Annotated in this window: 12 protein-coding genes; 6 read left to right on the top strand and 6 right to left on the bottom strand. The window is 43.4% G+C overall.

Going from position 1 to position 13263, the window contains the following annotated elements; all coding sequences use genetic code 11:
• Positions 1-46: 46 nt before the first annotated feature.
• On the bottom strand, positions 47-616 hold the full coding sequence (locus tag INT03_RS11070; protein ID WP_193008992.1) for an adenine phosphoribosyltransferase: 570 nt from the start codon (positions 614-616) through the stop codon (positions 47-49).
• A 355-nt stretch (positions 617-971) separates the two neighbouring features.
• Here INT03_RS11070 and INT03_RS11065 point away from each other — a divergent pair, with 355 nt between their 5' ends.
• Both INT03_RS11065 and INT03_RS11060 read left to right on the top strand, forming a co-directional pair.
• Positions 972-1136 carry a rubredoxin gene (locus INT03_RS11065; protein WP_011280463.1) on the top strand — a complete coding sequence of 55 codons (165 nt, stop codon included), beginning with the start codon at positions 972-974 and terminating at the stop codon, positions 1134-1136.
• Between the two features lie 27 nt (positions 1137-1163).
• Complete coding sequence (locus INT03_RS11060; RefSeq protein ID WP_193008991.1) at positions 1164-2192, top strand: alpha/beta fold hydrolase; 1029 nt, start codon at positions 1164-1166, stop codon at positions 2190-2192.
• 138 nt (positions 2193-2330) lie between these two features.
• Here the strand turns inward: INT03_RS11060 and INT03_RS11055 are convergent, their stop codons facing one another.
• Positions 2331-3332, bottom strand: a complete 1002-nt coding sequence (locus tag INT03_RS11055) for a WG repeat-containing protein (RefSeq protein ID WP_193008990.1) — start codon at positions 3330-3332, stop codon at positions 2331-2333.
• A 403-nt stretch (positions 3333-3735) separates the two neighbouring features.
• Here INT03_RS11055 and INT03_RS11050 point away from each other — a divergent pair, with 403 nt between their 5' ends.
• Entirely contained in the window at positions 3736-4668 is a 933-nt protein-coding gene (locus INT03_RS11050) for a DMT family transporter (RefSeq protein ID WP_045447840.1), read from the top strand.
• Positions 4669-4815: 147 nt separating this feature from the next.
• Here the strand turns inward: INT03_RS11050 and INT03_RS11045 are convergent, their stop codons facing one another.
• Positions 4816-6249 (bottom strand): solute carrier family 23 protein, encoded by a 1434-nt coding sequence (locus INT03_RS11045; RefSeq protein WP_193008989.1) that lies wholly within the window; start codon positions 6247-6249, stop codon positions 4816-4818.
• A gap of 539 nt (positions 6250-6788) precedes the next feature.
• Between INT03_RS11045 and INT03_RS11040 the strand changes: the two genes are divergently transcribed.
• A complete protein-coding gene (locus INT03_RS11040; protein WP_226950274.1) occupies positions 6789-8222 on the top strand; it encodes an L-serine ammonia-lyase in 1434 nt (477 codons plus the stop codon).
• A 141-nt stretch (positions 8223-8363) separates the two neighbouring features.
• Here INT03_RS11040 and INT03_RS11035 read toward each other — a convergent pair whose 3' ends face one another.
• The 3 genes from INT03_RS11035 to xthA form a co-directional block, all read right to left on the bottom strand.
• On the bottom strand, positions 8364-8762 hold the full coding sequence (locus INT03_RS11035) for a DUF4377 domain-containing protein (RefSeq protein ID WP_193008988.1): 399 nt from the start codon (positions 8760-8762) through the stop codon (positions 8364-8366).
• A 454-nt stretch (positions 8763-9216) separates the two neighbouring features.
• Positions 9217-10440, bottom strand: coding sequence for a bifunctional glutamate N-acetyltransferase/amino-acid acetyltransferase ArgJ (gene argJ / locus INT03_RS11030; protein WP_193008987.1), 1224 nt, complete (start codon positions 10438-10440; stop codon positions 9217-9219).
• A 127-nt stretch (positions 10441-10567) separates the two neighbouring features.
• Positions 10568-11392, bottom strand: coding sequence for an exodeoxyribonuclease III (xthA, locus tag INT03_RS11025; RefSeq protein WP_193008986.1), 825 nt, complete (start codon positions 11390-11392; stop codon positions 10568-10570).
• A 221-nt stretch (positions 11393-11613) separates the two neighbouring features.
• Here xthA and INT03_RS11020 point away from each other — a divergent pair, with 221 nt between their 5' ends.
• Together INT03_RS11020 and INT03_RS11015 are read left to right on the top strand one after the other, a co-directional pair.
• The gene (locus INT03_RS11020; protein WP_193008985.1) at positions 11614-12201 is read left to right on the top strand and encodes an acyl-CoA thioesterase; all 588 of its coding nucleotides are present in this window, start codon (positions 11614-11616) and stop codon (positions 12199-12201) included.
• A gap of 117 nt (positions 12202-12318) precedes the next feature.
• Complete coding sequence (locus INT03_RS11015; RefSeq protein WP_193008984.1) at positions 12319-13197, top strand: ATP-binding cassette domain-containing protein; 879 nt, start codon at positions 12319-12321, stop codon at positions 13195-13197.
• The last annotated feature ends 66 nt before the right edge of the window (positions 13198-13263 follow it).

Here is a 13263-nt window from a genome sequence, read left to right as displayed (position 1 = left end):
TTTTTTGATTGCTTCATTTCACGCTATTCACTAAGCGTTGCCAGTTTTAAGCCTTTAAGACCGTATAGACAGGCACTGGAAATTCGCCATGCAAATCAACCAAATCTAGCAATACTAACGCCCCCACCACGGTATGGTCTGCCGATTTACACAACTCATAAGCGGTGGTTAAAGTACCGCCTGTGGCTAAAATATCATCGACCAATAGCACGCGCTCAGGCGGTAGATTGTTTTGCATCTCAAGCGTGTCTTTACCATATTCTAGAGCATACGCTTTATTGGCAACGGGCGGTGGCAGCTTACCGGGTTTACGTAGCAAAATCATTCCTTTGCCCAATCGACCTGCAAGCAAACTTGCAAAGACAAAACCACGCGCTTCAACTGCACCCAAACAATCTACCTCGTCCATCACGCCTTCAGGCAGTGCGGCGAGCAATGCATCTATCACCTGATTAATATGACTGCGCAGTAACGGCATAATATCATAAAAATCAATGCCGACTTTCGGGAAGTCTGGTACTGTGCGAATCACTTGCCAAAAGGGATGATCCGTATTGAGCTTATTAGACGACTCATTTTCGACATTTTTAGATGTAGCGGCAGCATTAATGCTCATGGTAACCCTTAGCGTATATGACTTAGATAATGTAATTTAGATAATAATATATCAACGATAAATGATGGCGAATACTGTGAATTTAGCGGCGCTTATTATAACATAATTGATAGAAATATCGCAGTTGAGCACATAAGCGTACAGGTACTTACTGACAGACAGAAGACCTAAACCCCTTGATAAAAACCAATCAATCTCAATATACAAGTGTAAACTTAACGACGAAAATCACGGTTATATGCTAAACTATGTGCGCTTTTACAGTCTCATCTAACGGCTATGATTGTAAATATGAACGTCAAAAACACCCTGTAACACGGATTATAAACACTGATAATGCTCGATAGGACTATTTATGAAACGTTATGAATGTATCGTCTGCGGCTGGATATATGATGAAGCACTCGGCTGTCCCGAAGAAGGGATTGCCCCAGGCACCAAATGGGATGACATCCCTGATGATTGGACCTGCCCAGAGTGCGGTGTGGGCAAGCTTGATTTTGAGATGCTTGAGCTGTAATAGACGACCCTCTAATTAGGACACTTCATGACAACATCGAATGACATCAAACCATCGGCAACCCTACCAGAAAACTTAGGTGGCTACCCTACTCCTGAGTGGCAAAAGTTTGGCGCGCACCAATGGCGAGACTCTGACCTTAGCAAGCATCTGTATCAATCAATGATTGATATCGGCGATGGCATTGAGCTGTGTGTTGAGGCAGGTGGTAATCCTAATAATCCACCACTGCTCATGATTATGGGACTTGGCTCACAGATGATATTTTGGCCAGATAATTTTATCAAGCGCCTTATTGATGCCGGGTTTTTTGTCATTCGTTTTGATAATCGTGATATTGGTCTGTCTTCTAAAGTGCAGATTGATGGACTACCGCGTATCAGTCAGCTAAAAATGATGATGCGCCTGCAAACCGGGTTGTCCAATAAAGGTACGCAAGTTGCTTATAATTTAACGGATATGGCAGAAGATACCGCTCGTTTGATTAAGGCGTTGCAGTTGGGAAAAACCCATCTGATTGGGGCTTCTATGGGCGGCATGATTGCGCAAATCGTAGCGGCACGTTATCCAAGTTTAGTGCAGCGTATGGCGTTGATGTTTACCACGACCAACCGTGCATTTTTAAAACCACCGAAACCTAAGCAGCTATATACCCTGATCAACCGCCCTGAAAGTCATTCTGAGCGCGATATCGTGCGCCATAGCGTGTGGTTTATGAAGACAGTCGGTACGCCTGGGCATGTCAACGTACGTATGGTGCGTGAAATTGCCAAATTGCGTTATCAGCGCAACTTTCATCCGCTCGGCACGGTACAACAGCTCAATGCTATCTTGGCGTCAGGCTCTATTAGCCGGTTTAGCAAGCAAGTCAAAGCACCGACTATCGTACTGCATGGTAGCGCAGATGGACTACTGCCCGCCTCACAAGGTCGTGTGGTTGCCAAGACCATTCCGAATGCCAAGTTTCATTTAATCGAAGGCATGGCGCATGATATTCCTGAATACTATCAACCTTATATGGTGGATTTAATCAGTAATCATTTATTAGAAAAATAGCTATTTACTCATAATAAAATCTGTAATAAAAAAGAGCGTAAATCCTACTATTGATTCATAGGGTTTACGCTCTTTTTTATGCTGGATATTTTACCTAGGTCATTAGATCATGTAAGTCTTTAGATTTGGACGCGCCGCTTAATCACAGCCTACTCCTGTACCCTCTTTATCGATACACATTTTATTGCCGTTTTTTAGATTGCCAATCCACGCTTTACCACCAGTAAAGGTAAAGGCGGGTTTGCCTTGATAAAGATCACCAGCTGACACACCGCTATTGGCAAAGCGAAAAGGAATCACCAACTCGCCACCAAGATTAACAAAGCCCCAGTTCTCATCGATGCGCACGCCAGCCAAGCCTTCGGCAAAGGGACGTACTTCATCAAAAGAATAGGTAATCATGGTCACATTATTGTCATCGATAAATCCCCATTTGCCATCTTGCTGACGCGGTTGTAGCATCGTAAAACGATTGGGAAGTGTCTGGTTGGATGAGGATGCATTGCCATTAGCGCTGGCAGGTGCTCGTGGCGTCGTGGATTGCTCGTTGTTACTACCATTTGGGTCACTGGTCGTTTTACCGTTTTCATCAATCCAACTGATTGCTTGATTTTTACGTACACGGGTGACACCATTTTGGTAATCATCAATGTCACTAATCGCGGACGAAAATGGCACGATGGTTTTATTACTAGTAGTAATGACCCCATATTTACCATCCTGCTTTACCACGATACGCCCGTTAGAGACGGGACGCGCCCAACCCTGTCCTTCTTTAAGCACATCATACATCGCAGGTACTACTTCACGACCTTGCATATTAAGATAACCGACATGACCGTTGCGCAGTACAGGAAGTAAACCTGCCGATATCTTACTGGCATCAACTTTTTGATAGCGTGATAAATCAACGACGCTTTTGCCCTTACTATTAATCAGAGCAACAGGCGCGCCGAAATCTTTTGTCGCCAAAAAATAGCCGCTATTTGCCGTACAAGCCACGTTTTTATAATAACTTTTTGGAATTTTGCAACTGGCCGCTTGTACGCTTGGCACCATAAATAGCGTAATAGCAAAGATGGCGATAGCAAAACCAGATATCAATGGTCGTTGTTGTAGGGATAATGAACGTCGCAACATAGATGAACCTAGGCTAATGGTATTTAAGTACTTGAGGTAAAGACTAATAAGAAACTATCCTGTTTTATTGTGCCACTACAGAGATTATAAACCACTAGATTAGCAAATAGTGATATCCACGCCAACATCGTTCCTGTAAGAATGTCTCCACCATATATTCGCATTGTTATAGAGATTTTCTTATATGAGAGAAGCTTAAGGTCATCGTTGATTTTATACCTAGCATATAAGAGATAAAACCTAATATCTTGATAATAAATCAAACAATAAGCATAAATGATGGTTTGACCATTTCATTTTAGCGTCAAAACCTAGACAATACGGCTTGTATTAGCGTCAGTATTCATTGGCGTCATCGTTGATACAGTAAGATAAAATAATAATACGGATATAAGGACATTGTATGGCGATTGCTTCTTCACGCTCTGCCTCTACTGGGTTGGTCATTGGTTGTATTATCTTTGGTCTGGGTAGTTTGATTGTCGCTCACGTTGATATTGGTGGTTGGGCAATGGCATTTTGGCGCTTGGCTATTTCAGGTGTCGTATTCGCTGTATTGGCCAAAATCATGGGACAGCGTCTACCCCGCTCAAGGCGCGCTATTTTTTATGGTTTATTATCAGGTGTCTTTTTAGGCTTAGATCTGGCGCTCTGGCACGAGAGTATTTATGCGGTCGGCCCTGGTATCTCGACTTTATTGAATAGCCTACAGATTTTCTTTTTAGCCGCCATTGGGTTCTTATATTTTAACGAGCGCCAATCTATATTGCAGCTCATCAGTTTGTTTTTAGCCATGTTTGGTGTGGCCATGATAGGCAGTCCTGAGTTTGCGCATAACAGCGCCGCCACCTGGGGGTTCATCACTGGTATCGTCTCAGGGGCAATGCTAGCAGCATCGATGACTTTTATCCGTAAGACGCATGATACTGAACCCACACCTATATTTATGCTGATGCAGCTGATTAGTATCGGTGGTGTATTGGCGATGATTGTTCCTATGTTTGTGTTTGATATGGGTCATATTTTACCAAACACTTGGTCTGAGATTGGCTGGGTGCTCATCTACGGTACGGTGATGCAATGCTTGGCGTGGGGGCTAATTGCCTATTCCATTCCTAAGCTGTCTTTGGCGTTAACTGGATTATTATTATTATCAGAACCTATTGCCGCATTGGTCATTGATTATAGCTGGCTGGACAAACCAATTAATAGCTTACAGTGGAGCGGTGCTCTGTTGACCATGTTTGCAATCTATTTGGGCTCACTGAAACCTAAGCCGCGCGCCCTACGACGTTATCGGTTTTTCTCAAAATTTTACAAGCGAGACTACAAGTAGCTTTTATTCTGCATTTTTATCGTGCACTTGCTGCCACTCCATAAAAAGCGCCCATGCTACCGATAGCATGGGCGCTTTTTATGGAGTGATATACGCTGTTATCGTCGTTATCTGATAGGTATAAAACCTCAGCATCATAAAAGCTGATTACTTAGCCAATGATTGATGAGCAGCCTTCGCTTCAGATCCTTGGTTAAATAACGCATTTAAGACAATCGCTGCCAAAGTTGCCGTACCGATACCGCCCAAATCAAAGCCGCCTAAATGCAAACTAAAGTTACCGGTACCCATAATAACGGTCACGGCCGCGATAATTAGATTGCTGTTTTTGCTAAAGTCGATACGACTGTCTATCCAAATTTTGACGCCTGCAATAGCAATCAAACCGAACACCACAATGGACGCACCGCCCAATAAAGCGGCTGGTATCGTCTGAATGATGGCACCAAATTTCGGTGATAGCCCTAACAAAATAGCTACCACGCCTGCCACGACAAATATTGTTGTGCTATACACCTTAGTCACCGCCATCACACCGATGTTTTCAGCATAAGTCGTCACACCAGTACCGCCAAATCCTGCTGAAAAAGTGGTTGCCAAACCATCAGCAAAAAATGCTCGACCCATATAAGGCGTTACACGAGCTTTGGTCATACCTTCGACAGCCTTAAAATGCCCTAAGTTTTCAGCCACCAAAATAAAGGCCACAGGCGCAATCAGAATAATAGCACTCATCTCAAAGCGAGGCGTATGGATACTAGGTAAACCAAACCACGAAGCAGCTGCCACACCACTAAAGTCAATCGCCGCGCCAAAACCCATGACGTTGGTCATGATAAAATAGGCAAAATAGGATAATATTAAACCAACCAGTAATAACAGACGACGCAGCATACCACGTGTAAAGACAGCCACACCACTGATGAGTAATACGGTCAAGGTAGCCATCCAAGCATCAAACTGATTGGCAGACACCCCTTGAATGGTCACTGGCGCTAAATTAAGACCAATAATCATCACGATAGCACCAGTAACGATAGGCGGCATCAAACGCTCAATCCAGCCAGTACCCGTTTTCATCACCAGCAGCCCAATTAACGCATAAATGATACCGCAAGCCATGATGCCGCCCAAAGCGACATTCAAATTACCATTGAACCCTGCGCCTGCATAAGCTGTCACAGCGATAACGGGACCAATGAAAGCAAAACTTGAGCCCAAATAGCTCGGCATACGCCCACCAGTGATCAGAAAGAACATCACCGTACAGATACCTGACATCAAAATGGCTAAGTTGGGATCAAAGCCCATTAACAGCGGTGCAAGCACAGTCGCACCAAACATCGCAAAAGTATGCTGTACACCTAATAGCACGCTTTTTGACGGTGGCAAATATTCATTGATACCGACTGGATCACGATCTAAATCGCCTTGATAAGGACGCCATGTCGGAAACCAGCGTCCATTTTCAAAGTCTGTATTGTACGGAGGACTGATCGCCGCAGCCTCTAATCCATGTTCAGCAGATGGTGCTTGAGCGCTGTTTTCTAAAGGCGAGGAAGGGTCTTTTTGAGAGGGCATACACGCTTGTCCTATGTAAACTGGGCTAAAATAATAGACAACAGTAAATGAAAAATAAAAATTGCGTTAAATCAGAGCATCAATCGGCAAGAATATGTGGCTAGAAATTACGATAACGAGTAAAATCCGCATCTTTTCATTTATAATATGTCGCCCTGATTCATTCATTTATGTTGCAATATGGCAAACCAAAAGTATTATTTGGTATGGTGACCATGTTTTGGTAGATGTATGTGGTCGGATATGTTTAACTAAAAAATGGTTATGGTCGCTTATGACTCAGTGTACTCTGCAGCGACAATCAACTTACAGGATGTTACATAGCCATTAGCTCCGAGCATGATAGCGGAGTTTCAAAACAAATAAAAGTTATTATTCAATCACCATTTTTCCTCTTTTGCGTTAATACTTCCATGGGCGGTGCTTCCTCTACACCTTTGTCGGTGCTATAAGCGAGAGCTGCCTGTTATATTCTCAATGAAAGTGCCTAAAGCAGCTATACAACATGTTAGTGCACTTAAAAAACTTGGTAAGTTATTATGATTAGTGTTTTTGATTTATTTAAAATTGGTATTGGCCCATCAAGCTCACATACGGTAGGACCCATGGTCGCCGCCAATCTTTTTTTGGGCTCATTAACCAAGCAAACAGAGCTGACGGCTATTACAGGCGTTGAAATTGAGCTTTATGGCTCTTTGGCAGCCACTGGCAAAGGGCATGCAACCGATACTGCTATATTGTTAGGGCTGCTTGGGCATGCTCCTAGTACGATCGATACCCGTTTGACCAGTCAATATTTGTCACCGATTTTTTCGGACAAACAGCTCAATATAGCAGGCACGCATGTTATTGCCTTTGAGACAGAGCGCGATATTCACTGGTATGACGAAACCGTTTTGCCCTACCATCCTAATGCCTTGACTATCCGTGCATTATTGACCGACGGCAGTCATTATCAACAAACCTATTATTCGGTAGGTGGCGGCTTTGTTATCAATGAAGAGGATGCCACCAATCCGGATGAAGATAACGCCACGCCGACCATTGACGCCATTCCTTACCCCTTTAACAGCGCCGCAGAATTGCTGGAGCAATGTCGTCAACACCACTTAAGCGTGAGTGAATTGGTATTGGCAAATGAATGTCATTACCGCAATCAATCAGAAGTTTTTGTTTATTTAGACTCTATTTGGGAGTCAATGCAGGACTGCGTGACGCGAGGCTGTCAAAACAGTGGCATATTACCTGGTGGCTTGGATGTAAAACGCCGTGCCCAAGCGTTACATCTACAATTGTGCGCCGAGAAAAACCAACCCATTACCAAAAATGACAAACTCGCTGCCATGGACTGGATTGATTTATATGCCTTGGCGGTCAATGAAGAAAATGCCAATGGTGGAAATGTCGTCACTGCCCCCACCAACGGTGCAGCAGGTATTATTCCTGCGGTGATGCATTACTATCGCGACTTTTTATCAAGCTATAGCCAAGATGGTGCACGCAAGTTTTTGTTAAATGCGACTGCTATTGGCAGTTTAATCAAACAGAATGCCTCCATCTCTGGCGCTGAAGTTGGTTGCCAAGGTGAAGTTGGTTCTGCTTGTGCCATGGCAGCTTCTGCATTGGCAGAAATCTTAGGCGGTGATCCAGCTAAATGCCTGAATGCGGCCGAAATTGGTATCGAACATAACTTAGGTCTAACATGCGACCCTGTAGGCGGTCTAGTGCAAGTGCCTTGTATCGAGCGCAATGCCATGGGTGCTGTCAAAGCTGTCAATGCGGCGCGACTTGCTTGCCGTGGTAATGGACAGCACTTTGTCTCTTTAGATAAAGTGATTGAAACCATGAAAGTCACTGGTGCGGATATGCTAGATAAATACAAAGAAACCTCACGAGGCGGTCTTGCCGTTTATGCAGACAATCGTATCCCTACTGCCACTCATGGCGTCAGTGTAAAATATAGTCAGTGCTAACATAACGATTGTTTAATATAGCTTATCCTGACATCACATTCCCAAGTATTTGCTGAAATAAAAAAGACCCCTAATGAAGAATTAGAGGTCTTTTTTATTTTAGTTAGATGTGGTTACTAACTAGACATGCTCAATGATTCATTACTCAGCTGTTTTTGAAACCACTTCGTTTAGAATCCAAACTGGCTTGGCCATGTTAGTATTTTCATCCATCATTACTTCTTGGCGAACATCTAGAATATAACGATAGTTTGGCTCATAAGTGAAGCCCTGAATATTGCCGTTTAAAGGTGTGTAGTTTTTCTGATAAGTCTGGCGATACTGTAGGCATTCTGCTTCAACCTTAGTACCCTCAGTTGTTGACAGCTCACAGACGGCTTTCAGTGGTGCTACTTCTATTTCAAAACTTGGAATGTTAACCACTTTAACATTCATAGGTTGCCCATCGACAACCATCGTACGTTCGTTATCCATACCCATGGTAGAACAACCTGACAGGGCAAAGGCGGTCATTACTGCTGCAAGTACTAATTTTTTCATTATTAAATCCTCAGTTAATTGTTATAAATACATTATTGATGGTTTGAGATTATTGTTTTGGACACATCATGCTGGTAAATATATATTTGAAAATATCAGTCAATTTTTGCGATGGGTGTAATACTACTGTCAATATTGAGCCAAGCAAGAGTATTTACCTGATTTAGCTTTACCGAATAAACCTATTACGTCTCAATAATGTCGTCTATTGTTTGTTTACTGAGGCCAGTATAGAGCGCAACTCGTCTTCTGCTCTATAACTGCTTTGTAAAGTAACGTCAGCTTTTGCAACTGATGTTAATGGAACGTATGAAATAACAGGGTAAATTGATACATACTTATTGACACATACTTAATGTGCACAATAAAAAGCCAGAGCAATACATGCCCTGGCTTGATGATAAATAGACCAAAAAAATGGTTGGTTTTAGTTTTTAATAATTATCAATAGTTTTTAACTGCGATAATCCGCATTAATTTTGACGTAGTCATAGGACAAATCACAAGTATAAACGGTGTCACTGGCATCGCCGCGAGCAAGATCGATATGAATGGTAATCTCAGGGCGACTCATGACGGTCTTACCTGCCGCTTCCGTATAACTAGGAGCGACGCCACCATTCTGGCAAATCATGACTTCATCTAAATAGACATCCACTTGTTCCGTATCCAAGTCTTCGATACCAGCATAACCCACTGCCGCTAAGATACGACCCCAGTTGGCATCGCTAGCAAAGAACGCGGTTTTGACCAACGGTGAATGCGCGACCGCATATGCCACATCGCAGCACTCTTGCATTGTCTTGCCACCAGTGACGTTGACGGTCATAAACTTGGTAGCACCCTCGCCATCACGTACGATTAATTGCGCCAGACGGACAAACACCTCGGTCAAAGCCGAAAATATAGCCTGATAATGCGGATGTTCTGGACTATCAATGATATCTGAGCTGGCAGCACCCGTGGCGATCAACACACAGCAATCATTGGTTGAAGTGTCGCCATCGACAGTGATGCGGTTAAAAGACTGCTCATTGATGGCACTTAGCATTTCTTGTAATAAGTCAGCGGCGATATTGGCGTCAGTTGCCACATAACCCAGCATGGTTGCCATATTAGGGCGTATCATGCCTGAGCCTTTCGACATACCTGTCACATGATAGCTGACACCCGCCACATCGATTTTTTGGCTAGCGAGCTTCGGAATCGTATCTGTAGTGCGAATACCATTCGCCGCGGCAAGCCAATTATCAGCCCCCAAATTGGCAAGTGCATTATCTAAGCCCGCGATGACCGCATCGCTATTTAATGGCTCGCCAATGACACCAGTCGAGAATGGCAATATTGCATTACTATCCACGCCAGCCTTACTCGCCAGAGCGGCACAGATATCAACGGCTCGACGTTTGCCATCAGCACCCGTCCCAGCATTAGCATTACCTGTGTTAGTGACCAAATAACGCGGACTCATCTTGGCAAAATGCTCACGCAACACCCGTACAGGCGCAGCACAAAAGGTGTTTTTGGTGGTCACAACCGCAGTGGTCGCGGTATCAGCGATCTCAACCACCACTAAATCATCTCGGTCTTTATAGCGTACGCCTGCGGCTGTGGCGCTTAGCTTGATTCCTTCGATAGGATAAATAATATCAGGTACTGCAACATTTCCGACTGCCATGGTTCAATCCTTATTGTAAAATTTTTATCATTATTTATAACAGATGATGTGGTAAATACTAAGATGCGTTGAGCCTTCAACCATGACGCTACTGCTGGTGAAGTATCAAACGCGACCTATATAAATATTACCGTTTTTTTAAATCAAATGCCGACCAAATTGGCGCATGATCAGACGGTTTTTCCATCGCCCGTAGCTCATAACTAATCCCAGCATCAACACAGGCCTCAACAAGATCCGAGCTGCACAAAATATGATCGATACGCAAGCCACGTTTCGGCTCATCATTGAACCCATGACTGCGATAATCAAACCAGCTATATAGCTCTGTGCTTTTTGGATAATGTAAGCGATAGGTATCTGTCAGCTCGCGTGACATCAGCGCCGCATACCACTCGCGTTCTTCTGGTAAAAATGAGGTCTTTCTATTTTTCAACCAGCGCTTAGCATTGACGTCGCCGATGCCAATATCAGTATCTTCTGGGGCAATATTCATATCACCCATGATTATGAGCGAGCGACCTTCTGCTTTTAGGGTATCGATATACGCCATTAAATCTGCATAATAAGCCCGCTTCATCGGGAATTTAGTCGGATGGTCTTGGCTCTCTCCTTGTGGAAAATAACCATTGAGCACATCAATTTCACGACCGTCAAATTCATATCGTGCATGAATAAAACGCTTCTGTGCCTCGTCATCTTCACCAGGAAAACCCTTTTGCACAAATATAGGTGAAACCTTGGATAGTAATGCCACGCCATAATGGGCTTTTTGACCAAAGTACTCTACGTGATAGCCCAGACTCTCTATGTTTTCCAAGGGAAACTGTTCATCATGTACTTTGGTTTCCTGTAGACCCATCACATCAGGATCGATCACTTCTCGCACGGCCTCAAGCTGATGTTGACGAGCGCGAATACCATTGATATTAAAACTGACAAAACGGGTCATAAATTATCCTATACTAATTGATGAAAATACGGTGCTAATATAAAGAAATGGGCTATGAAAATGCATAATCCACTATCATAACAGACGTCGACCGACCTAACTGTTGCGCGCCCTGATATCTTAAGCTAGAGTAGTTGTGGTTAATATGGCTGCTATCAAATTTTGGCCATCGAATCATGAACATCGAACAATATTTATTAAAACAATGACCGAGCATCTTTATGATAAAAAATAACAGCAAAAACACAGTGGCAAGTGTAGACGGCGAATATACGCCATTGTTTACCAAAAATTATAATGTCTATATTAACCATACTGATGCAGGCGGTATAGTCTACCATGCCAATCATTTGGTGTTTTTTGAAAACTGCCGCCGTGATTGGTTTGGGGAACTGAATTTAAACGGGTATTTTTTGCAGACTGACGATGGAGAAATCCAGCATTTTGTCGTCAGTCAAGCAGACTTGCAATATAAAAGAGCTATTTTGTTAGATGAAGTCATCAGTGTGCGCATCGATAAAGTCGAGTTAAAACCTGCCAGCATTATCTTTTACCAGAGCATTCATCGTCACAGCCCAGACAGCCTTTCTCCTGATCATGCTAATAGCAATGCCAATAATGCTAGCAGTTTATTAAGTAGTGGCAAAATCGTCATTGCTTGTGTGCAAAACCAAGTCAAAACCAAACCGCTATCCAATAGTAAGGTAGATACTGCGGTTGCTAGTGCCATGCCCATGCGCCCTATTCGTGTTCCAAAGCATTTACGCGATGCCATTGAGCAAGCGATCCACGAGCAGTTGAATGCTTAGTGGTTGGATAATTAGTGGTTGGATAATTAGTGGTTGGATAATTAGTGGTTGGATACTTAGTAGTTAGATACTGAATGGTTGAATAATTAGTGGCTGAATAATTGGCGATAACGACTTATGCATCTTCATAATAATAAACCGATACTGATATTCGAGAATATTCAGGTACATAGTAAACATACAGCCAGCATACCTGCCTATAATGAGAATAAGGTTGGCGATAAAAATATTAATGACAAAAATATGGAGGCCACAGAAGCCACAACATCTGCGCTATCTACCATTTGTCAAAGATGGATCGGCAAACTAAGACCAAACTCTGTCTCTCAGCCAATCATACCTGCACATCAACGATTATTAATCGATGGCGCCACAGGCAAGCTGTTAGCAGGTCAAGTAACCGTGTTAACAGGCGCTTCTGGCAGTGGTAAATCGGTATTATTACGGGTATTGGCTGGACTACTGCCAATGAGCGGCGGCAATGTGCGTTTGCGCTCTGATGACCAATCAACCAGTAGTGCTTATTGTAGTATCCATGATACTGCACCGATACAGTGGCGCACGCACGTTGCCCTACTCGCCCAGCACCCACAATTATTAGAAGGCAGTGTGCTTGAGAACTTGCAAATGCCTTATCAGCTACAAGCGCATCAGCATCGCAGGTTTGATATCGACTGGCATATCGCACAGCTTGAGCAATTGCAACGCAGCGCTGACTTTTTGCAGCAAGAAATCTATCATCTATCGGGCGGTGAGCGGCAACTGGTCAACACGTTACGCCTCTTACAATTGAACCCTCGGGTGTTATTACTAGATGAGCCTACCGCGGCCCTAGATAGTGACACATCAGCCCAGCTCGTCAATCTACTCATGAACTGGTTAGAGGCAGATGAGCAGCGTACATTACTGTGGGTAACTCACGATACACAAGACATCATGCCGTTAGCCGATCAGCATTGGCAGATGCAAGCAGGGGTATTAACTGAGATATTCTAACGTTGAGCTAAGCCTGTCAGGTCACTCTTTAAGATGACTTTTTTTAACAAATTCGTATTAACGTCT

This window comes from Psychrobacter sp. PG1 (genome assembly GCF_014897815.1).
In the GTDB taxonomy this organism is placed as follows: Bacteria; Pseudomonadota; Gammaproteobacteria; order Pseudomonadales; family Moraxellaceae; genus Psychrobacter.
The sequence above is the reverse complement of the archived record's forward strand: the minus strand, read 5'-3'. Positions and strand labels throughout refer to the sequence as shown.